Annotated in this window: 21 protein-coding genes; 9 read left to right on the forward strand and 12 right to left on the reverse strand. The window is 70.2% G+C overall.

Features of this window, described 5'->3' with window-relative positions; translation table 11 throughout:
- The first annotated feature begins 129 nt into the window (after positions 1-129).
- The 3 genes from H6G99_RS15380 to gorA are packed head-to-tail and all read left to right on the forward strand — an operon-like array spanning position 130 to position 2448.
- Positions 130-435, forward strand: coding sequence for an ArsR/SmtB family transcription factor (locus tag H6G99_RS15380; protein WP_094584033.1), 306 nt, complete (start codon positions 130-132; stop codon positions 433-435).
- The gene (locus H6G99_RS15385) at positions 413-1093 is read left to right on the forward strand and encodes a pentapeptide repeat-containing protein (protein ID WP_094584032.1); all 681 of its coding nucleotides are present in this window, start codon (positions 413-415) and stop codon (positions 1091-1093) included. Before H6G99_RS15380 ends, H6G99_RS15385 begins: the two co-directional genes overlap by 23 nt.
- Entirely contained in the window at positions 1090-2448 is a 1359-nt protein-coding gene (gorA, locus tag H6G99_RS15390; RefSeq protein WP_190612431.1) for a glutathione-disulfide reductase, read from the forward strand. Before H6G99_RS15385 ends, gorA begins: the two co-directional genes overlap by 4 nt.
- Before the next feature lie 15 nt (positions 2449-2463).
- Here the strand turns inward: gorA and H6G99_RS15395 are convergent, their stop codons facing one another.
- From H6G99_RS15395 to cysK, 3 genes are all read right to left on the reverse strand, one after another.
- Positions 2464-2745, reverse strand: a complete 282-nt coding sequence (locus H6G99_RS15395; RefSeq protein WP_094584030.1) for a 2Fe-2S iron-sulfur cluster-binding protein — start codon at positions 2743-2745, stop codon at positions 2464-2466.
- Between the two features lie 95 nt (positions 2746-2840).
- Positions 2841-3275: a hypothetical protein gene (locus H6G99_RS15400; protein ID WP_094584029.1), complete on the reverse strand. Its 435-nt coding sequence runs from the start codon at positions 3273-3275 to the stop codon at positions 2841-2843.
- 37 nt (positions 3276-3312) lie between these two features.
- Entirely contained in the window at positions 3313-4293 is a 981-nt protein-coding gene (cysK, locus tag H6G99_RS15405) for a cysteine synthase A (protein WP_190612432.1), read from the reverse strand.
- A 135-nt stretch (positions 4294-4428) separates the two neighbouring features.
- On the opposite strand from cysK, the gene H6G99_RS16655 reads away from it, so the two are divergent.
- Genes H6G99_RS16655 through H6G99_RS15425 form a run of 4 tightly spaced genes read left to right on the forward strand, consistent with a single transcriptional unit; the run spans position 4429 to position 6390 of the window.
- Entirely contained in the window at positions 4429-4926 is a 498-nt protein-coding gene (locus H6G99_RS16655; RefSeq protein WP_094584027.1) for a MotA/TolQ/ExbB proton channel family protein, read from the forward strand.
- The gene (locus tag H6G99_RS15415) at positions 4923-5276 is read left to right on the forward strand and encodes a hypothetical protein (RefSeq protein ID WP_094584026.1); all 354 of its coding nucleotides are present in this window, start codon (positions 4923-4925) and stop codon (positions 5274-5276) included. Before H6G99_RS16655 ends, H6G99_RS15415 begins: the two co-directional genes overlap by 4 nt.
- On the forward strand, positions 5273-5638 hold the full coding sequence (locus H6G99_RS15420; RefSeq protein WP_094584025.1) for an ExbD/TolR family protein: 366 nt from the start codon (positions 5273-5275) through the stop codon (positions 5636-5638). The genes H6G99_RS15415 and H6G99_RS15420 overlap by 4 nt, the downstream gene beginning before the upstream one ends.
- Entirely contained in the window at positions 5635-6390 is a 756-nt protein-coding gene (locus H6G99_RS15425; RefSeq protein ID WP_190612434.1) for a hypothetical protein, read from the forward strand. Before H6G99_RS15420 ends, H6G99_RS15425 begins: the two co-directional genes overlap by 4 nt.
- 13 nt (positions 6391-6403) lie before the next feature.
- On the opposite strand, the gene H6G99_RS15430 is transcribed toward H6G99_RS15425, so the two are convergent.
- The 7 genes from H6G99_RS15430 to corA form a co-directional block, all read right to left on the reverse strand.
- Positions 6404-7573, reverse strand: a complete 1170-nt coding sequence (locus tag H6G99_RS15430; protein WP_190612436.1) for an aminotransferase class I/II-fold pyridoxal phosphate-dependent enzyme — start codon at positions 7571-7573, stop codon at positions 6404-6406.
- A gap of 49 nt (positions 7574-7622) precedes the next feature.
- Complete coding sequence (locus H6G99_RS15435; protein WP_094584022.1) at positions 7623-8723, reverse strand: sensor histidine kinase; 1101 nt, start codon at positions 8721-8723, stop codon at positions 7623-7625.
- Entirely contained in the window at positions 8724-9416 is a 693-nt protein-coding gene (locus H6G99_RS15440; RefSeq protein ID WP_190612437.1) for a response regulator transcription factor, read from the reverse strand.
- 44 nt (positions 9417-9460) lie between these two features.
- On the reverse strand, positions 9461-10093 hold the full coding sequence (gene ptrA, locus H6G99_RS15445; RefSeq protein WP_094584020.1) for a Crp/Fnr family transcriptional regulator PtrA: 633 nt from the start codon (positions 10091-10093) through the stop codon (positions 9461-9463).
- 77 nt (positions 10094-10170) lie between these two features.
- Positions 10171-11130 (reverse strand): CHAD domain-containing protein, encoded by a 960-nt coding sequence (locus tag H6G99_RS15450; protein WP_190612438.1) that lies wholly within the window; start codon positions 11128-11130, stop codon positions 10171-10173.
- 17 nt (positions 11131-11147) lie between these two features.
- Positions 11148-12179, reverse strand: a complete 1032-nt coding sequence (locus H6G99_RS15455; RefSeq protein ID WP_094584018.1) for a PstS family phosphate ABC transporter substrate-binding protein — start codon at positions 12177-12179, stop codon at positions 11148-11150.
- A gap of 130 nt (positions 12180-12309) precedes the next feature.
- Positions 12310-13407, reverse strand: coding sequence for a magnesium/cobalt transporter CorA (gene corA / locus H6G99_RS15460; protein ID WP_233133746.1), 1098 nt, complete (start codon positions 13405-13407; stop codon positions 12310-12312).
- A 148-nt stretch (positions 13408-13555) separates the two neighbouring features.
- Here corA and H6G99_RS15465 point away from each other — a divergent pair, with 148 nt between their 5' ends.
- Positions 13556-13843: a DUF7219 family protein gene (locus H6G99_RS15465; RefSeq protein ID WP_353615195.1), complete on the forward strand. Its 288-nt coding sequence runs from the start codon at positions 13556-13558 to the stop codon at positions 13841-13843.
- 44 nt (positions 13844-13887) lie between these two features.
- Here the strand turns inward: H6G99_RS15465 and H6G99_RS15470 are convergent, their stop codons facing one another.
- Both H6G99_RS15470 and H6G99_RS15475 read right to left on the reverse strand, forming a co-directional pair.
- Positions 13888-15600, reverse strand: coding sequence for a pyruvate kinase (locus H6G99_RS15470; RefSeq protein ID WP_094584016.1), 1713 nt, complete (start codon positions 15598-15600; stop codon positions 13888-13890).
- Complete coding sequence (locus H6G99_RS15475) at positions 15597-17537, reverse strand: NAD-binding protein (RefSeq protein WP_190612440.1); 1941 nt, start codon at positions 17535-17537, stop codon at positions 15597-15599. Before H6G99_RS15475 ends, H6G99_RS15470 begins: the two co-directional genes overlap by 4 nt.
- Positions 17538-17669: 132 nt before the next feature.
- Between H6G99_RS15475 and H6G99_RS15480 the strand changes: the two genes are divergently transcribed.
- Positions 17670-18396: glycogen/starch/alpha-glucan phosphorylase (locus tag H6G99_RS15480; protein WP_190612441.1), on the forward strand; the 727-nt coding region annotated here is incomplete at its 3' end.

An 18396-nucleotide genomic window follows, 5' to 3' on the forward strand; every position in this document is an offset into this window, starting at 1 on the left:
GCGCGTTATAACGGCATCGTGATACTACGTGATACAGGTGAAGCAGACCTGTGGTTTCACGATTCTGTATCAACAGTCTGAGACGCAAGCGTGGTAGCCTCGCCACGATCCCGGGCTTCGCTGCGGTCGATGGAATCTCTGGCCGACTACTTCAAGGTGTTCTCCGAGCCCAACCGGCTCACCGTGCTTGAGACCCTGCGGCCGGGCCCCCTGAACGTCACGGCCGTCGTCGAGAAGACCGGCCTCAGCCAGGCCCTCGTGTCCAAGCATCTCAAGCTGCTGACGATCGCCGGGGTGGTGCGTCGCCGTCCCGAAGGCAGCCTGGTGTTCTATGAAGTGATCGACAAGGGCGTCTTCCAGCTCCTGGCCCAGGCCCGGAAGCTGATGCTCGCTTCCCGCCGCCAGCAACTCGATGCCCTTGCGGCCATCCTCTGACCGTCCCGCCGATCTGCCGGGCGACCTCCCCGCCGACCTGGAGGCCCTCAAAGACGCCCTGGCCGCAGGCCGCCGCCACTTCGCCGGTCTGCGGCTGGGGGATCTCGATGGCGTGGCCCTGGATCTAGGCGACTGCGACCTGCACGGCGGCTGCTTCAAGGAAGGTCGGTTCGGCCATGCCCGGCTGGCGGGAGCGAACGTGGAGGCCGCCTGCTTCCAGCAGGCCCTGCTCTGGGGGGCCGACCTCTCCGGTCTCAAGGCCAGCGGCTCCTTCTGGCACGACGCCGACCTGTCGGCGGCCCGGCTGCAGGGGGCCGATTTCGGCGGCGCCCTGATGCACCGCTGCTGTCTGCGGGGGGTGCTCGGGGCCCACAGCCGCTGGCGGTCCACCCGGCTGGTGGAGGCCGACTTCCGCGGCGGGCTCGACCAGCCCACCGACCTGGGCGGGGCCGATTTCCAGGGGGCCGACCTCAGCTTCGCCCAGATGCAGGGTGCCCAGCTGCAGGGGAGTGATCTGCGCGGTGCCTGCCTTTACGGCACCAACATGGGAGGCGCCGACCTGCGTGATGCCGATCTGAGCGGCTGCGACCTGCGGGACACCGATCTCCGGGACGCCATGCTGGAAGGCACCGTGCTCCACGACGCCCTGCTGCCATGACCGACTGCTTCGATCTGATCGTCCTCGGGGCGGGCTCCGGTGGCCTGGCGGCCGCCAAACGGGCGGCCTCCTACGGGGCCTCGGTGGCGATCGTGGAGGGCGACCGGGTGGGGGGCACCTGCGTGATCCGCGGCTGCGTGCCCAAGAAACTGCTGGTCTACGGCTCGGCCTACCGCCACCTGCTGGCCGATGCGGCCAGCTACGGCTGGCAGCTGGATGGCTTCCGGCCGGATGCCTCGGTGCTGCTCGCCAATGTGCGCCGCGAGGTGGACCGGCTCAACCAGCTGCACATCACCCTGCTGGAGAAGGCGGGCGTCGAGCTGGTGCGGGGCTGGGGCCGCTTCGCCGATCCCCACCACATCGATGTGGTCCAGGGCGCCGAGACCACCCGTCGGCTCAAGGGGGAACGGATCCTGATCGCCGCCGGTGGCCGGCCGCACCGTCCCAGCTTCCCCGGGGCCGAACTGGGCTGGGTGAGCGACGACATGTTCCTGCAGGAGCGCTTCCCGGACCGGGTGGTGGTGGTGGGGGCGGGCTTCATTGCCTGCGAATTCGCCTGCATCCTGCATGGCCTGGGTGTGGCGGTGACCCTGCTGGTGCGCGGCGACCACCTGCTGCGGGGCTTCGACCGGGAGGCCTCCCATGCGGTGCAGGAGGCCATGGAGGCTGAAGGCATCGAGATCCGCTTCGCCCACAGCCCCGCCGCCATCACCGGCGTGCCCGGGGCCCTGGAGCTGGTCACCCAGAGCGGCGAGGTGCTGCCCTGCGGCGGCGTGCTGCTGGCCACGGGCCGGCGGCCCTTCCTCGAGGGGTTGCAGCTGGAGTGCGCCGGGGTGGCGGTGGAAGGGCACCGCATCCCGGTGGATGCCGACCAGACCACCAACGTGCCCCACATCCATGCGGTGGGCGACGTGACCGACCGCATCAACCTCACCCCGGTGGCCGTGGACGAAGGCCGGGCCTTCGCCGACACCGTCTACGGCAACAAGCCCCGCCAGGTGAACCACGACCTGGTGGCCAGTGCCGTGTTCAGCCAGCCGGAACTGGCCGGGGTGGGGCTGAGCGAAGAGGCGGCGATCGAACGCTTCGGCAGCGAAGGCATCCGGGTGCACCGGGCCCGCTTCCGGCCCATGGCCCAGGCCCTGCCGGCCCGGGGCCCCCGGGTGCTGCTCAAGCTGATCCTGGAGGCGGCCACCAACAAGGTGGTGGGCTGCCACATGGTGGGCGAGCACAGCGCCGAGATCATTCAGATGGCGGCAATCGCCATCGGCATGGGGGCCACCAAGGCCGACTTCGACCGCACCATGGCCCTGCACCCCTCGGTGGCCGAGGAGTTCGTCACCATGCCCGGCTGATCGAACACACGCGGATCAGAGATCGTCTTCGACGCCCGGCTTGATGGTGCAGTCGGAGAGGGGGTAGCTGACGCAGAGCAGGGCGAAGCCTTCGCCGATCTGGTCATCGTCGAGGAAGCTCTGGTCGGACTGGTCGACACTGCCGGAGAGGATCTTGCCGGCGCAGGTGCTGCAGGCTCCGGCGCGGCAGGAATAGGGCAGATCAATGCCCTGCTCCTCGGCCGCGTCGAGGATGTAGGTGTCGTCGGGACAGCTGAAGGACTTGCCTCCTTCCAGGCTGATCGTGAAGCTCGCCATGGTGACGCAGGAGGACGATCAGCAAATCCTTGGGGAACCTGCCCCGGCAGTGTGTATCGCAACGAACAGCGTGCGCGGGCGGGCACACAGGGCCTTCAGGACCCGGCGCCGCCCTGGAGGTCGGCGGGGAACCCCCAGGCCCGGCGGAGTCCCGGGTCGGACAGCTCCCAGGCATGTTCGCTGGCCACCACGGCGGCACGTACCCCTTCCCCCGTCAGCCCCCTGGCCGCCCGGGCGCTCTCCAGCAGCTGGCGGAACCGCAGGCTCTCCTGCAGCAGCCGCTCGACCCGCTCCGGCCCCCCGGCGCTGGCGAGCATCGTCGGTTGCCGGGCGCAGAGTTCGAGGGTGTCGATGTGCTGCTCCAGCCAGGCGGCCTCGTAGTGGAGCATGGCGTCGCTGCAGCCCTGGAGCCGGGCGGCATAGAGGGTCAGATGCTCCTCCAGCACGGCAGGATCGCCGGAGCGGTCAACCGGAGCCGGAGCGGTGGAGCGGTCATGGAGCCGCTGCATGATCTGACGCAGGTAACTCATCGGCGGTGGCCTCGCGGCGCTCGTGCGGTCGGTGGGGTCAGACGGCCGCCAGCCCCCGTTCGTTGAACACGCCTTCGAACAGCACCGAACTGAGGTAACGCTCGCCGGAGTCGGGCAGCACCACCACGATCGTGCGGCCCTCGAAGGCCTTCTCCCTGGCGAGCCGCAGGGCGGCCACCGTGGCGGCGCCGCAGGAGATGCCGGCCAGGATCCCCTCCTCCTTCATCAGGCGCCGGGCCATGCTCACCGCCTCCTCGTCGCTGACGGCCTCGACCCGGTCGACCAGGCTGAGGTCGAGGTTGGCGGGGACGAACCCGGCGCCGATGCCCTGGATCTTGTGGGGACCGGGCCGGAGATCCTCGCCGGCGATGGTCTGGCGGATGACGGGGCTGTTGAACGGCTCCACCGCCACCGACACCAGCGGCTTGCCGAGGGTGGTCTTGATGTAGCGGCTGACGCCGGTGATGGTGCCGCCGGTGCCGACGCCGCAGACCAGGGCATCAACCACCCCGCCGGTGTCGGTCCAGATCTCGGGGCCGGTGGTGTCGTGGTGGATGCGGGGGTTGGCCGGGTTCACGAACTGCTGCAGCATCACCCAGCGGTCCGGTTCGGACTCCGCCAGCTCCCGGGCGGCCGCGATGGCACCCCCCATGCCCAGCCTCCCCTCGGTGAGCAGCAGGTGGGCGCCGTAGGCCGTGAGCAGCTTGCGCCGCTCCAGGCTCATCGTCTCCGGCATGGTGAGGGTGAGGGGGATGCCCCGGGAGGCGGCCACGAACGCCAGGGCGATGCCGGTGTTGCCGCTTGTGGGCTCGATCAGTTCCTTGCCGGGCCCCAGCAGTCCATCCTTCTCGGCCTGCCAGATCATTGCCGCGCCGATGCGGCACTTCACCGAATAGGCCGGATTGCGGCCCTCGATCTTGGCGAGCACCCGGGCGCCGCATCCCTCCGTGACGCGATGCAGCTCCACCAGCGGGGTCTGCCCGATGCTGAGGCTGTTATCGGCATGGATGGGGCTCATGGTGCTCCCTCTGGATCCGGTCCATGGGCACCTTAGTCAGCGCGCGATCCCAGGGGACTGTCAAGCAGCTGGGGCACGTCGTCCGGGCGACGTCGGCCCATACGATCGCCCCCGTCGGACGCAGCGTCGCCAGGGGTGAAGACACCGGTCCCCGGGATCCATGGACCCATCGCCCTGTTGCTGCTGCTGCTCTCCATCGCCGTGGTGACCGTGGTGATCGACCGGGGCCGCTACTGGTGGAACTGGTGGCGCAGCCGCTCCTCGAGGCGCCAGCAGTGGGAACGGGTGCTCGCTGACCAGGGCGGACCGGCCGCCGGGCGCCTGCTGGAGGACTGGGAGCTGGAGATGCGTTTCGGCGAACCGCTGCTGCAGGCGGCCGTCGTGCTGGCGCCGCTGCTGGGGCTGGTGGGCACCGTGCTCGGACTGATGCAGGTGCTCGCCAGCCTCGGCCCCCAGCTGCTGCTGCCGGCAGGGGCCAACCTAGCTGGCTTCGGCCGGGTGCTGCTCAGCACGGCCCTGGGCCTGATCCTGAGCCTGATCGCCAGCACCGGCCTGTTCGCCAACCAGTGGCTGCGCCGCAGCCAGTGCCTGCGACTGCAGCGCCTCGGCCGTCCCTGGGCACCGCTGGCATGAACCACGCCCTTGCCGCCCTGGTGGGGTTGACCCTGCTGCTGTGCGGGTCGGTGGCGGCGCTGGCCGACCTGGCCCGGCAGCGACAGCCGCGGCTGCGGCCCCCGGGGGGCGACTCCCTGACGGGGGCCCTCTGGATCGTGCGGGCGCCCGGCGATCGCTGGTTCGTGAACGGTGAACCCGTCTCCCACGGCCGACTGCCGGGCCTGCTGGCCTCCCAGCCGGCCGGCAGCGAGATCCACTTCCTGCCGGCGGCCCGCCTGCCCCTGGGCGAGGTGGCCCGCTCCCTGGCCCACCTGCGTTCGATCAGCCCCCAGCCGGTGGGGCTGGCCCTGCCGGAGGCGGGGCCATGAACGCCGACACCGGCCAGACACCTGCCTGGGGGGCCGCCCTGGACGCTGCGGCGCTCGGGGCGATGGCCACCGCACTGGCGCTGCTGACCCTGGCCCTGATTCTGGTTCCCCAGCGGCTGGCCCAGCGTCCGGCGAGCCAGGGGATCGTCAGCCTGCACCTGGGCGCCGACGGCCGGCTGCGGCTCTGGAACCAGTCGGTCCCGTCCGCTCAGCTGGCCGCGGTGCTGAAGGGTCTCAAGGACGGCCCTGGCCAGCCGACCCTGCGTCTGATCCCCGATCCGGATGTGCCCTGGGGAGCGGTGCAGCAGCTGATGGAGCGCCTGGGCCGCACCGACCTGCCCCTGGAGCTCCAGCTGCCATGAAAGCCAGCCTCCCCCGTCCGTGGGTCTTCCGCCTGCAGACCCTCCCCCTCCCCCGCTGGCGCCATCTGCGGCTGCCCCTGCTCGGGGCTCTGGCCCTGAACGGGCTTTTTGTCGCGGCGGCCCTGCGTCCGCCCGCCAGGACAGCCCCCGCCGTGGCCGCCACGCCGCCGGATGACACCCCCGAACTGCTGCGGTTCAGCCGCCAGCAGGCACGCGAGCCTTCCCTGACGGCCCTGCCCCTGCCGCCGCTGAGCGCCCTGCCGCCGCCTCCGCCGATGGATCTGCCGGCGCAACCACGCCGCGGGGTCGCCGGCCCCCGGCGCGGCGATGGCGGCACGGCAGGGAACCGGGAGCGGGCGGCGGCGGCCACCCCGGCGCCACTGGGAGCCCCCCAGGAGCGCGCCGGCTCCGGGCCGGGCGCGGAGCTGGCAACCCGGATGCTCGCCCTGGCCCTGCAGGCCCGGCCGCTCGAGGCGGCCGAGGCCACTGCCGTTGCGGCCCTCTGGGAGCAGGCGACGCCCACCCGCGAGGTCCCCTCCGGGATGGTCCCCGCTCCGGACGGGATGGAACTGCGGCGGCTGCCGCTGGCCAGGGTCCGCAGCGCCGGCCTGCCGTTCAGCGATCCCCTCGCCGTGCTGGCGGGCGGCAAGATGCTGCTGCTGTGGCCCGACGGGAGCACGCTCTGGATGCTGGCGGCCGCCGGGGACAGCCGTGCCGCCAGCGACAGCCGTACCTCCAGCGCCAGGCCCTGAGCGGGGGCAGGGCTCAGTCGTCGCTGGCCGGCAGCACCGCCAGCGCCTCGAACAGGCGCCCCAGGGCCTCCGCCAGGGCGGTGGCGTCGAGCATGCCGTAGCTGAGCCGCAGCAGGGCCTGGCCGCCGGCCGGCGGCAGGCCGAAGCTGTCACCCGGCAGGGCGGCCACCCCGTGCCCCAGCACCAGATGGCGCATCAGCGGCTCACCCCCCAGAGCGCAGGGGAACCGCAGCAGGCCATAGAAGGCGCCGTCAGGGGGGCCCAGCAGCTCCAGCGCCTGGCCGCCGGCGCGGGCGGCCGCCACCGCCTCGAACAGCTGCCGGCGCCGCTGGCCGAGGGCGGCGATGTGGGGCCGGCACCAGGCCGGACCGGCCTCCAGGGCCGCCAGCGCCGCCTGCTGGCTCACCTGGGGCGGACAGATCAGCACCGTGTCCTGCACCTTGGCCAGGGCCCCCATCAGCTGGCGGGGAACCGCCGCGTAGCCCACCCGCCAGCCGGCCATGCCGTAGGCCTTTGAGAGGGAGAACAGGGACACCGTGTGCCCGCCGCTGCCTGGCAGCCGACCGGGGCTTCCGTGGGGCACCGTCCCATGGATGAAATCGGCATAGGCCTCGTCGCTCACGTGCACCAGCCCGTGGCGGTGGCACAGGGTGTTGATGGCCGCCAGCACCTCCGGCGGCGCCACCAGGCCGCTGGGATTGCTGGGGGAGATCGTCACGATGGCGCGGGTGCGGGGGGTGATCGCCGCCGCCAGCCGCTCGGGGTCGGGCACCAGCCCCGCCGCCACCGGCACGGGCACGCCGCCGGCCAGGCGGATCGCCATGGCGTGGTTGAAATAGAAGGGCAGCGGCAGCAGCACCTCGTCGCCCGGGTCGCAGAGCACCTGGGCGATGGCGTGGAAGGCCATGTTGCTGCCGGCGGTCACCAGCAGGTCGCTGCCCTCCAGATCCAGCCCCCGCACCTCGGTGAGCTCCCGCCGGACCGCCTCCAGCAGGGCCTCCTCGCCCTGCACCGGCCCGTAGCGGTCGAGCCGCCCGGCCTCCAGCATCGACCGGCCGACGGCCTGGCGCACCGCCTCCGGTGGCGCCCAGCTGACCATGCCCTGGGCCAGGGATAGGGCGTCCGGGCGCTGGCGCATCAGGGCCCCCACCTGGGCGATCACCGGGTCGGCCACCGCCGCCATCCGGCCCGCGGCTCCGGGAGCTGTCCTTCCCATCTCAGGCCACCCCATCTCAGGCCACCGCAGGGAGCAGCAGTTCCATCAACGCCCCGCCCCCGGGATGGTTGGACGCCTGGATGCGGCCGCCATGGGTGACGGCGATCTGCTGGACAATCGCCAGACCCAGCCCGCTGCCGCCCCGGTCGCTGCGCACCCGGGACGGATCACCGCGGTAGAAGCGCTCGAACATGTGCTCGAGGTCGTCCTCACTGAGCCCGGGGCCTTCGTCGCGCACCGACAGCAGGCACCAGCCCGCCGTCGCTTCGATCTCCACCCACACGGTGCCCTCCTCCGGGCTGTAGCGCAGGGCATTGTCCAGCAGGTTGAGGACGGCCCGGTGCAGCCGGGAGCCATCCCCCAGCACCGCCAGTTCGCCCTCGGCAATGAGCTCCAGGCGGATGGAACGCCGCTCGGCCAGGGGCCGCAGACCGAGCCAGACCTGCTGCACCAGCTGGGGCAGATCGACACGGCTGCGCAGGCGCACCCCCTCGGGCAGGGTGTTCTCCAGCCGGGAGAGCTCCATCAGGTCGCCCACGAGCCGCTGCAGCCGCAGCAGCTCCCGCTGCAGCCGTTCCACCAGCACCACATTGGCGTCGTTGACGTGGGCGGCCAGGCTGTCACCCACCAGCAGCAGGGCCGTCAGGGGCGTCTTGAGCTCGTGGGCCACATCGCTCACCCAGCGCTCCTGCTGCTCCAGCTGGGCTTCGAGCGAACGACGACTCTGGAGCAGCAGCGCCACCCAGCCATCGTCCCCGGGCAGGACGAACACGGCCAGCTGCTGCTCGCCAAGCTCCCAGTCGAGGCGCTGGGGACGCTCCCGCCGGCGGGCGTTGCGGACCACCTCCAGCAGCTCGGGCGAGCTGCAGACCCGATCGAGGGGTTCCTGGCGCCGTAGTCCCGCTCCGGGGGCCTCCAGCAGCCGTTCGGCCCGCTGGTTGATCAACTGGATGCGGTCGCCGCTGTCGAGGATCAGCCAGCCATCGGGGGCCTCCCCGATCCAGCGCAGCAGCTGGCGGTGCCAAAGGCCGGAACGGGCCCGGCCGGGCCGGCTGGTGCGGCGCGCCAGCAGCCAACCCAGGGCCAGCCCCAGCAGCCCCGCCAGCAGAACCCCCATTCAGCCGAAGCGGTAGCCGAAGCCCCGGACGGTGATCAGGTGCTCGGGCGCCGAAGGGTTGGCCTCCAGCTTCTCCCGCAGCCAGCGGATGTGGACGTCGACGGTCTTGCTGTCGCCGAAATAGTCGTAGCCCCAGACCCGCTCCAGCAGCTTGTCGCGGCTCCAGACGCGGCGGGGGTGCTGCATGAACAGCTCCAGGAGCCGGTATTCCTTGGGCGAGAGGTTGACCTCGAGGCCGTCGCGGGTGACGCGGCATTCCTCGGGGTACAGGCTGAGGTTGGCGTGCTGGAGCACCTTGGCGGCCACCTCCACCGAACGGCTGCGGCGCATCAGGGCGCGGCAGCGGGCCACCAGCTCCCGCAGGCCGAAGGGCTTGATGAGGTAGTCATCGGCGCCCACCTCCAGCCCCAGCACCCGGTCGGTCTCGCTGTCGCGGGCGCTGACCACCAGGATGGGGGTGTGGTTGCCGGCGGAGCGCAGCTGGCGGCAGAGATCCAGGCCCCCCAGCCCGGGCAGCATCAGATCAAGCACCACCAGGGAGAATTCCTCCCCCGGAGGGCATTCCTGGAGGGTGCGCAGGGCCTCCCGGCCGTTGCCGCAGGCCGTGACCGAAAACCCCTCCAGAACGAGGACGTCGCGAATGGTCTCGCGGATCGTGTCGTCGTCCTCGACGACCAGGAGAGGGGGGTGCATGACGGCATTATCGGCGTCCGCAGCGGGCAGACCCCAGAACTGTCTCAACGCCGTGGCAGATAGCTGACCACCAGACGCCGCTGACTGTCGAGCTGCAACCAGCCCTCGTCGCGGAGGGTGCCGATCACGCGCGTGACGGTGACCCGTGTGGTCGCCAGGGCGCTGGCCACCTCCTGATGGGTGAGGCGCAGGTTGAGGCGCAGGCCCGATTCGCAGGGCTGGCCGTACTCGCTGGCCAGCAGTTCGAGGAAGCCACGCACCCGTTCATCGACGCGTTTGAGACCCATCAGGGCGAGCAGGGCCTGGCTCTGCTGGATGCGCTGGCCGAGGGCCTCCAGCATGGCCACGGCCAGGGTGCCGTCCTGGCGGATCTCGCTGCAGCTGAGGCAGAGCAGGTCGGTGTCGGCCAGGGTGGTGGCGGCGTAGGCCTCGACGCCATTGAGGGGATCGCCGAACGGCTCGTTGGGGCCGGCCAGGCCGAGCAGCATGTCGTCGCCGTGAATGGTGATGGCGCTGAGCTTCACCATGCCGCGAACGACGAGCCAGACGTTGTTCTTCAGCAGCGGTACATGGCTCCCGGCGCTGACATGAACCAGACTGCGTTTCTGGTAGTTCGCTTCAAGAAGTTCTCGGAATCCATCCTTGCTGCCGGATTCACGGGAGGGCGTGAATACCATCGGGGAAAGCGCATCGGATGCAGCGAACTGTATGCAGCGACACCCGCCGGACGGGCAAAGGGCTGGTAGTGCTTTGGTTAAGAGCTCGGTAAGGCGAGGGCCAGCGGGGGCGCTTCCGGGTGGCTGTCGGAACGCCGTTCGAGCCAGAGCGCCATCGAGAGGCTGCGCCGGCGCTCGGGGAGGATCAACCCATCGGCTCGCTGCCGCCACTGGTCCCAGCAGATCTGGGCCCTGCGGCGCAACAGGGCCTCCAGAGCCGGCAGGCTCCTGGCCAGTCCGGCCGGCAACTGATCATCGATCGCCCTCTCCAGGACATGGAGATCGTTGAGTTCTCCGAGCAGTTCCTGCAGCTCCCTCAGTTCAGCCACCCACTGCCGGCAGCGTGAGCCGGTGACGGCCCCGAGATTCTCGAGTCCGTAACGGGCGGTCTTGAGTCGTTTGCGCAGGTCGTGGACCCGCTCCATGTCCCCCTCCTGTTTGAGGATGAACCAACCCGGATGCTGGAACAGCCCGGCGATCATCGGGGCCTGCCACTCCAGGGTCCAGGCCAGCAGCGGCAGCTCCCCCAGCCGCGTGAACTCGGGATGGCGCAGCCAACCCTGCAGCTGGGACAGCAGCTTCAGGTAGCCGCTGCTCTGGAGGGTGGTGACCACCTGCTCATAGGCCAGGGCCCGTTCACGCCGGAGTTGCTTCAACACGGGCTTGAGAGCCCGTTGTTCCGTCTCGGGAAGCTCGGGCATCAGATCCTTCTCCAGCCGATCCCTGAGCACATCCAGGTCCCGCGCCATGCCGAGCCGGCGCACGGTCTTGGCCAGGCGGGGGTCAGCGACGGCCTTGGGCAGCTGCAGGGCGGGGCCGAACTGGTGCAGGCAGGTGCGCAGCCGCCGCAGCGCCACCCGCATCTGATGCAGGGGTTCGGGATCGTTGTCGGCGAGCACGGGCCCCTGCAGCGACGCGAGCTTGTGGGTGAAGCGCCCGATCAGATCGACGGCAAACGCTCCATTGCTGAACGGGTGATCATCGTGCGGGCTGGCCATGGGAGGGGCCGGAGGCCTCAGCGGGGTGTTTTCGAACGGATCTGCTGGAAGCTGCGCCGGATCGCTTCGTTGATCGAGAGCCCGACGGGCAGATCGCCCCCGAAGGAGGTGCCGATCAAGTGGCGATAAAGCTTGGATTCAACAACACGATAGGTGTCCGGAGGCAGGGGGATCACACCGGCCCGCTCGCTGAAACGCAACCCACCCTGGACCGTGAAGGTGATGAAGCGACGCACCTCGGGCCGATCCCTCAGATCCTTGTCGTTGATGTAGACGAACAAGGGTCGCGAGAGAGGCACGTAGCGCTCCTGCTGCACGTTGTCGACGGTCGGCGGCCAGGTTCCCTTGGGACCCGTGATAGCGAGCGCCTTCAACCTGGCAGCCTGAGCACGATAATAGGAAAAGCCGAAATAGCCCAGCGCCAGAGGATTCTTCTCAACACAACTTACCAGAACGTTATCATCTTCACTGGCGGTGTAATCGGTGCGGGAATTGCGAGAATCCCCATTGATGGCCTTGTTGAAGTAATCAAACGTTCCTGAGTCGGCCCCCGGGCCGCACAGATTGATCGGCCGATCCGGCCAGGAGGCGTTCACCTGCTTCCACCGCTTGATGCGTCCCTGGGCCTTGCGGTTCCACAGGGTGGAGAGCTCGGCCGTGCTGATGCGGCTGGCCCAGCTGTTGCTGGGATGGACCACCACCGAAATGGCATCGAAGGCCAGCGGCAATTCAATGAAGGTGACCCCCTTGGCGGCACAGGCCTTCAGCTCCCTGGAGCTGATCGGACGGGAGGAGTTGCTGATCGGAATCTCTCCGCGGCAGAACCTGCGCATGCCAGCCGAGCTGCCCGTCTCCTTCAGGGCGATGGACACCGGCGAACCCTGGCGTTTCTGGAAGGCCTTGGCGGCCTCCTCCAGGATGGGGAACACCGTGCTGGAGCCCTCGATGCGCACCACCGGAGCCGTCCCCGTCTGGGCCTCCGCGGGCACCAGGGCCAGCCATGGCGTCAGCCCGACGCCGAGGAGGGCACCCAGTCCACTGAAAGCCATCACGCCCCTCGACCGGACTGTCGCAGGAAGCTTCAGGACCATGGTTCGAGACCAGCGAAGGAAGGACGCTGCGCCGATCCTGCACCAGCAAGCCGAGGGGTTGGGTTAAGGACAGATTGTGGGCGCCAGCTCAGCCCTGTCCCGTCCAGTCCTGGAACCAGCCCCGCCGCCACAACCACCAGGCCTGCACCGTGGCGATCAGAAGCATCAGCAACATGACAAACGCGTAACCATGGCGCCATTTCAGCTCGGGCATGAACTCGAAGTTCATGCCGTAGACGCCAACGATGAACGTGAGCGGCGCGAAGATGCTGGTGAGGATGGTGAGGGTCTTCATCACCTGGTTCATCCTGTTGCCCACACTGGCCGCATAGGACTGGGTGATCGCATCGCACTGACCCCGCAGCGACCCGCAGGCCTCGAACAGCTGGTCGACCAGTTCGGCCATGTCCCGGAAGCCCTCCAGGGCCTCGGTGCCCAGCAGCCGCTGGCGCTGGCGGAGCAGCAGCCTGATCTGATGGCGCAACGGCCAGATCAAGGTGCGGATGATGCGCAGATTGCTCCTGAATTCGTAGGAACGGCGCAGGATCAGGGGGCGGGGATTGCGCAGGGAGGATTCCTCCAGCGCATCCAGCCGCTGGGACATCGCCTCCAGCATCGGGAACAGATCATCGAGCAGGTCATCGATGACGAAGTGCAGGATGTCGTCCAGGTCCCGGTCGGCCAGGGACCCCGACTTGGACAACAGCCATTCGGTGAGATCCGGGAAGGGATCCCCGCCGCAGCCCTCCTCCAGGGTGATCAGCAAGCCAGGCAGCAGCACCAGGCCCACCTGCTCACTGACCAGATGGGCCGGGTCCTTGGCGAAGCTGAGCCGGTGCAGCACCACCAGCAGCACATCCTCCAGTCCGTTCACCTGGGGGCGCTGGGGCACCTCCAGCAGGGGGGCCAGCAAGACCGCCGGCACCTCGAGGCGATCGAGCAGCTGCTGGATGTAACGGCGATCACCAAGCCCCTGCAGGCGCAGCCACAGGGGGGTGCCGGCCTGGCGCAGGCTGGCCAGCCGCTCGATGGCGGGGGAGGGGGTCCGCACCGGCCCGGAATCCAGGAACAGCACCGCATCGGCCCGGGTGGGCCCGAGCCCGCCATGGACATAGAGATGGGTGGGCAGACCGGCCGGACGCTGCTCCAGGCGCTGGGAATTCAGCGCCCCTGGGGTGAGTCGCACCACGGGACTTCCGGTTGTTGCCACGATTCAACCGCAACGGCCCGATGGTGGGTATGGCAGGCGTGGCGGGGGTTTTGGGGCTGGCCCCTGGCCTTTACGGAGTCTTAAGGCTGGCTGGCTAGGTTAAGCCAATGCTCTTGACGATTCGTTGACCAACCAGCCCTCCACGGGATCATCCAACCCCGAACTCGGCCGGCAGGAACGGGATGTCCAGTCGCCCATGGAAGCCCATGGCAGCTACCGCGGCAGCGACTGGAGCCCGGAGCGGCTGATGTTTCACCAGAATCTGGAGTCCTTCGCCGACCAGGTGGGGTTGATCGTCGGCCTGCAGGCCAACGGCAAGATGAGCCAGGACGAGGCCTACGCGAAAATCAAGAAGATCTGGAAAGGCCTCAAATTCACCCGCAGTTCCCTCTTCGACGAATCCACGGACTGAATCCTTTCCGCTGATTCCCAGGGACAGGCTTCCCAGGGGCAGGCTCACGGCAGCGGGTTGCCCCCTTCACAGTTGCTCCGGAACGCCAGGCAGGTGAGCAGGGGCTGGCTGGGGTCGCCGGTTGTGCGGGCCCCGATCCCCTCCAGCACCGTCAGGGTGGTCCAGAGGCAGGGCACGTGCGCCGCGCCGCAGATCCGCAGGATCTCCTCCTGAATCGGAGCCAGGGACTCCCAGCCGCACTCGATCGCCAGATCGCTCCGGGCGATCATCACGGCCACCGGGGCGCCGTGGGCCATGGCCGCCAGCAGCAGACCGGGCAAGTTGAGAAAGGCCTGGCGGGTTTCGATCCTGAGCATCACCGCCAGATCACCCCGGCCACGGTCCTCCAGGCACTGGCGCAGGGTCTGGATGTCGGACTCCCGGTGCACGAAGGACGAGTTGACCATGTCGGCGTGCCGTGTCACGAACGCCAGATCCTCGATGTCCTTGGCGGTGAGGGCCGGCGTGCGCAGGTCACTGTCGGGGAAATGGATCCTGTTGTCGGAACGGAGCCGGCTGCCCCTGGCCCGGGCCGTGGTGACCTTGAGCCGCACCTCCCGGGCTGACACCCTCCGGACCACGGCGCCGATGCGGCCATCGTCGAAGAGCACCCGCTCACCGCGGCGCAGATCGACGAACACCTCCGGCAGGGTGCAGGGGAGCGTGCCGGCGCCCTGGTCCGGCTCAGGCGTCAGACGGATGGCATCGCCCGGGCGCAGCAGCCGTTCGCCGCTCACCGGCGCCAGCGGACCGACCCGCAGCCGGGCTTTGCCATGCCGCTGGCGGAACACCAGGCCGGAGGTGAAGTGGCAGGTCTTGTCGGCCTGCAGCAGCAGAACCCCATCGGGGCCACGTCGAACCACCTGGAGGGTGCGGCGGCGGCCGGAGGCATCCCGCCCCTGCAGGCGATTCCCCTGCTTCAGCCGCTTCGCCTTCGACAGTCGCGCCGGCAGCAGCACGGCGTCCGTGTCCTGCAGCCGGGGCAAGGCTCCCGGCGACACCGCCAGGATCCGCACCGGTTGGGTGGGCCGCCCCATCCGGTCGCGGGGGGGACGGGCGCGGATCACCGCGGGCTGGAGGGCCAGCTGGCCGGTGCGCAGCTTCGGGCCCGCCAGGTCCATGGCGATCGCACAGGGGCGGCCGCTGGCCGCCCGGGCCGCTCTGAGCGCGTCCACCATCCGGCCCCAGACCACGGGGTCGTCATGGGCGCAATCGATGCGGGCGATGGTCATCCCCGCCGCCAGCAGATCGGCGACCAGGGCGGGGCGCTTGGCCGCCTCCGCCGGCAGGGTGACCATGGTTCCAGCGCCGCCCGCCGCGGCCAGGGCTCCGAACAACCGGTCGCAGCGCCGCCCCAGCAGATCGGGACCGCCCAGGCCAGGGGGGCCGCCCGGCTGGTCCTGCGCCGCCGCCGCCGAGGGGCCCAGACCTTCGAGCGCTTCGAGGGCGGTGATCACCGCCTCCAGGCTGGCCAGCAGGGGGGCATCGCCATCGGTGAGGGGAGACAGGCCCCTGTGCCGCAGCGCCTTCGGCAGGCCCGGATGGGCATGGCGATGGAAGGCCATGGCGTGCAGCAGGTTGCGGGCACTGGCCCGGTGGTCGGGGTGAATGGCCTCCAGGCAGGCGGCCTCCTCCACTTCGATGCGCTCAAGGGTGGCCCTGAGGTCCCGCAACGTCTCAAGCAGCCAGGGGGCCGGGGCGGCCGTGGGGTCCTTCACGGCCGCAGGCCCTCGCTGGCCACAGCGTCACCCACGGCAACCGCTTCCACAGCGCAGTGCAGGCCCTGGCGGCGCAGGTCCTCCGCCAGCTGTTCGGCCAGCTCCCTGTCGAGGGCCGGGGTGAGGTGCTCCCCACCGTCCAGCAGCGGGGCCATCGCCCCGGGGGCGCCCCCCAGGTGCCGGGCCAGGGACTGGAGCGCGGTGAAATGGCCCTCCGGCCGGGGGGAGCCCTGGAGGCGCAGGCGCCATCGGGGCGGATCCGGGCAGCCCAGCTCGATCCGCCGCAGCTGGCGCAGGGTGGCCAGCACCACCAGTTCATCCCCCGCCGCCAGGACCAGATCGAGGGACGGCAGCACCAGGGGGGATCGGCGGCCGCGACGCAGCAGGTGGATGGTGGTGACGCCGTAGCCCTGCTCGACCCGGCTGAGGTTCAGCCCCAGCAGGCCATCGCCCTGGCGGATCCGGTACCGCACCAGCAGATGGTTGGCCCCATCAATCCGGCAGATCTCCTCCACCCGTTCGCCGAACGCCGTCGCCACGACCGCATCGGCCACCAGGTCCATGCTGGAGATCACCGCCACGCCGCCCAGCAGGTCCCCGAGTCGCTCGGCCGCCTCGACCGCATGGGAGAGGATCGCGTAACGGGCGTCGGGCCAGGACTTCTGCAGCTGGAAGGTCTCCTGCAGGTTGGCCAGCAGATCGACGGAGAGCAGGCCGATCCCCTCCAGCCGGCAGTGCTGCAGCGCGGCGAGGGCCGCCTCCCAGCGCTGGACGATCACCAGGCCCGGCCGCTGCAGCGCCGGCCCGGGTCGCGGATCGATCCGCAGCACCTGCAGGCCATCCCTGACCAGGTTGTCGGCCACCCGCGCGGCAAGTTCCTCCCCCTCCGCCAGCAGGATCCAGCGGCTGCCCCGCCGGAAGCGTCCGGGACGGCCCAGGCCGAAGCGCTCCCGCAGCAGCCGTTCCAGGATCACGGCCACCAGGGCGGAGGTGAGCAGCGTCCCGATCAGGGAATACAGCAGGGTGACGCCGATCAGCCAGGGGGCCGCTGCGGCGATGCCGTCCCCCGGGGGCAGCATCACGTTGACCGGATCGACGAACTCCCCCAGCAGCAGCGCCAGGGTGACAAACACCCCCTGCCTCCAGCCGCCACCAGTGGAGAACAGGGCCAGCCCCAGGGCCATCAGGGCCAGGATCACCAGCAGCCCCGCCTGCTGGAGCGGGCTGCACTGCCGCCACCGCCGCAGCGGGGCCCCCAGGCTGCGCCCCAGGGCCAGCCAGCGGCCCTGGACCCGGGCGGCGGGAACGGCCTCGGCGGCACGGTGGTGGTGCGAGGCCATCGGCACCACCTGCAGGGGCCGGACCGGATCCGCGCCGTCCTGGCGCAGGCTGCGCTGCTGCCGGCGGGCCGGGTCGTTTCCCTCCACCACCAGATAGGACTCACCATCCACCCGGAAGCAGGCCTCCTGGTCGCCGGGCCGGAGGGCCTCGGTGATGGCCCCGGCCGTGAGCAGCAGGGGATCGACCACGGCCACCCCCGGCAGGCGCTCCTCAAGCAGGGCCCCGAGGCTGGCCAGCTGGCCGGAGGAGCGCACCACCAGGTCTGCCGTGGGATTCAGCAGCCTCACCTGCAGGGCCGCCTCCACGTTCACCGTGCTCTCGGTGCTCAGCAGCAGCACGGCGCGGGCCGACGCGACCCCGGCCTGCGCGAGCACGTGGGGCAGGCGCATGTCACCCAGCACCAGGGTGGAGCCGAAGCGTTCCTCCAGGCGCGGATCGCGCCAGTCCGGTCGCTCACGATCCAGACACCGCAACGGCACATCGAAGGGCAGCAGGCGCAGCAGGCAGGCCTGGCCCAGGGATCCGAGGCCACAGATCAGCACCGACCCCTCCCGCTGGCTGGACGCCCCGGGAGCGGACAGCGGCGCGGGGGCCACCCCGGACTGGGCTGCAGGGTCGGAAATGGGAGCTGGGCAGGCCCCCCCATCTTCCCAAGGTGAGGGGATTCCTGCGTTCCCCGGGTCTTAACCCTCCCTGGTGATGGTCGAGGGGTGCCGTGACCATCCAGCATGACAAGCACCCTGGCCAACGTGATGGGTCTCCCCGAAGCTGGCGCCTACACCGATCCCCAGCGCAACGGCCTGACGGCGCAGGATCTGCTCGACGGCCTGATCGAGCACCTGCTCTATTCCCTCGGCCGGCGGGTGCAGAAAGCCGACCGCCACGACCTCTACATGGCGCTCAGCTACGCCGTGCGGGACCGGCTGATGACCCGCTACCTGGCCGGTACCGAGGCCATCGACGCCCACCCCAGGCGGATCGTCGCCTACCTCTCGGCCGAGTTCCTGATCGGCCCCCAGCTCGGCAACAACCTGCTGATGCTCGGCATCCAGCAGGAGGCCGCCGAGGCCCTGCGCCAGTTCGGCATCGACGACATCGAGGAGATCCTCGACGTGGAGGAGGAGCCTGGCCTGGGCAACGGCGGCCTCGGCCGTCTGGCCGCCTGCTTCCTCGAATCCCTCGCCACCCTCGAGGTCCCCGCCACCGGTTACGGCATCCGCTACGAGTTCGGCATCTTCGACCAGATCATCCGCGACGGCCGCCAGGTGGAGATCACCGACAAGTGGCTCAAGGGGGGCTGGCCCTGGGAAATCGTCCAGCCCGGGAAATCCTGTGTGGTGGGCTTCGGTGGCCGCACCGAGAGCTACCGCGACCAGAACGGCGCCTACCGGGTGCGCTGGATCCCCGCCGAGCACGCCATCGGCGTCCCCCACGACGTGCCGGTGCTGGGCTACC

It is taken from the genome of Synechococcus sp. FACHB-909 (assembly GCF_014698945.1).
GTDB lineage: Bacteria > Cyanobacteriota > Cyanobacteriia > PCC-6307 > Cyanobiaceae > Cyanobium.

Excerpts from the sequence above, each read along its gene's own strand:
- H6G99_RS15420 (WP_094584025.1), top strand. The coding sequence starts at position 5,273 with ATGAACGCCGACACCGGCCAGACACCTGCCTGGGGGGCCGCCCTGGAC.
- H6G99_RS15435 (WP_094584022.1), bottom strand. The coding sequence starts at position 8,723 with ATGGGGGTTCTGCTGGCGGGGCTGCTGGGGCTGGCCCTGGGTTGGCTG.
- H6G99_RS15455 (WP_094584018.1), bottom strand. The coding sequence starts at position 12,179 with ATGGCTTTCAGTGGACTGGGTGCCCTCCTCGGCGTCGGGCTGACGCCA.
- cysK (WP_190612432.1), bottom strand. The coding sequence starts at position 4,293 with ATGAGCCCCATCCATGCCGATAACAGCCTCAGCATCGGGCAGACCCCG.
- H6G99_RS15400 (WP_094584029.1), bottom strand. The coding sequence starts at position 3,275 with ATGAGTTACCTGCGTCAGATCATGCAGCGGCTCCATGACCGCTCCACC.
- H6G99_RS15395 (WP_094584030.1), bottom strand. The coding sequence starts at position 2,745 with ATGGCGAGCTTCACGATCAGCCTGGAAGGAGGCAAGTCCTTCAGCTGT.
- H6G99_RS15380 (WP_094584033.1), top strand. The coding sequence starts at position 130 with ATGGAATCTCTGGCCGACTACTTCAAGGTGTTCTCCGAGCCCAACCGG.
- ptrA (WP_094584020.1), bottom strand. The coding sequence starts at position 10,093 with ATGGTATTCACGCCCTCCCGTGAATCCGGCAGCAAGGATGGATTCCGA.
- H6G99_RS15430 (WP_190612436.1), bottom strand. The coding sequence starts at position 7,573 with ATGGCGGCGGTGGCCGACCCGGTGATCGCCCAGGTGGGGGCCCTGATG.
- H6G99_RS15440 (WP_190612437.1), bottom strand. The coding sequence starts at position 9,416 with ATGCACCCCCCTCTCCTGGTCGTCGAGGACGACGACACGATCCGCGAG.
- H6G99_RS15415 (WP_094584026.1), top strand. The coding sequence starts at position 4,923 with ATGAACCACGCCCTTGCCGCCCTGGTGGGGTTGACCCTGCTGCTGTGC.
- gorA (WP_190612431.1), top strand. The coding sequence starts at position 1,090 with ATGACCGACTGCTTCGATCTGATCGTCCTCGGGGCGGGCTCCGGTGGC.
- H6G99_RS15450 (WP_190612438.1), bottom strand. The coding sequence starts at position 11,130 with ATGGCCAGCCCGCACGATGATCACCCGTTCAGCAATGGAGCGTTTGCC.
- H6G99_RS15385 (WP_094584032.1), top strand. The coding sequence starts at position 413 with ATGCCCTTGCGGCCATCCTCTGACCGTCCCGCCGATCTGCCGGGCGAC.
- H6G99_RS15425 (WP_190612434.1), top strand. The coding sequence starts at position 5,635 with ATGAAAGCCAGCCTCCCCCGTCCGTGGGTCTTCCGCCTGCAGACCCTC.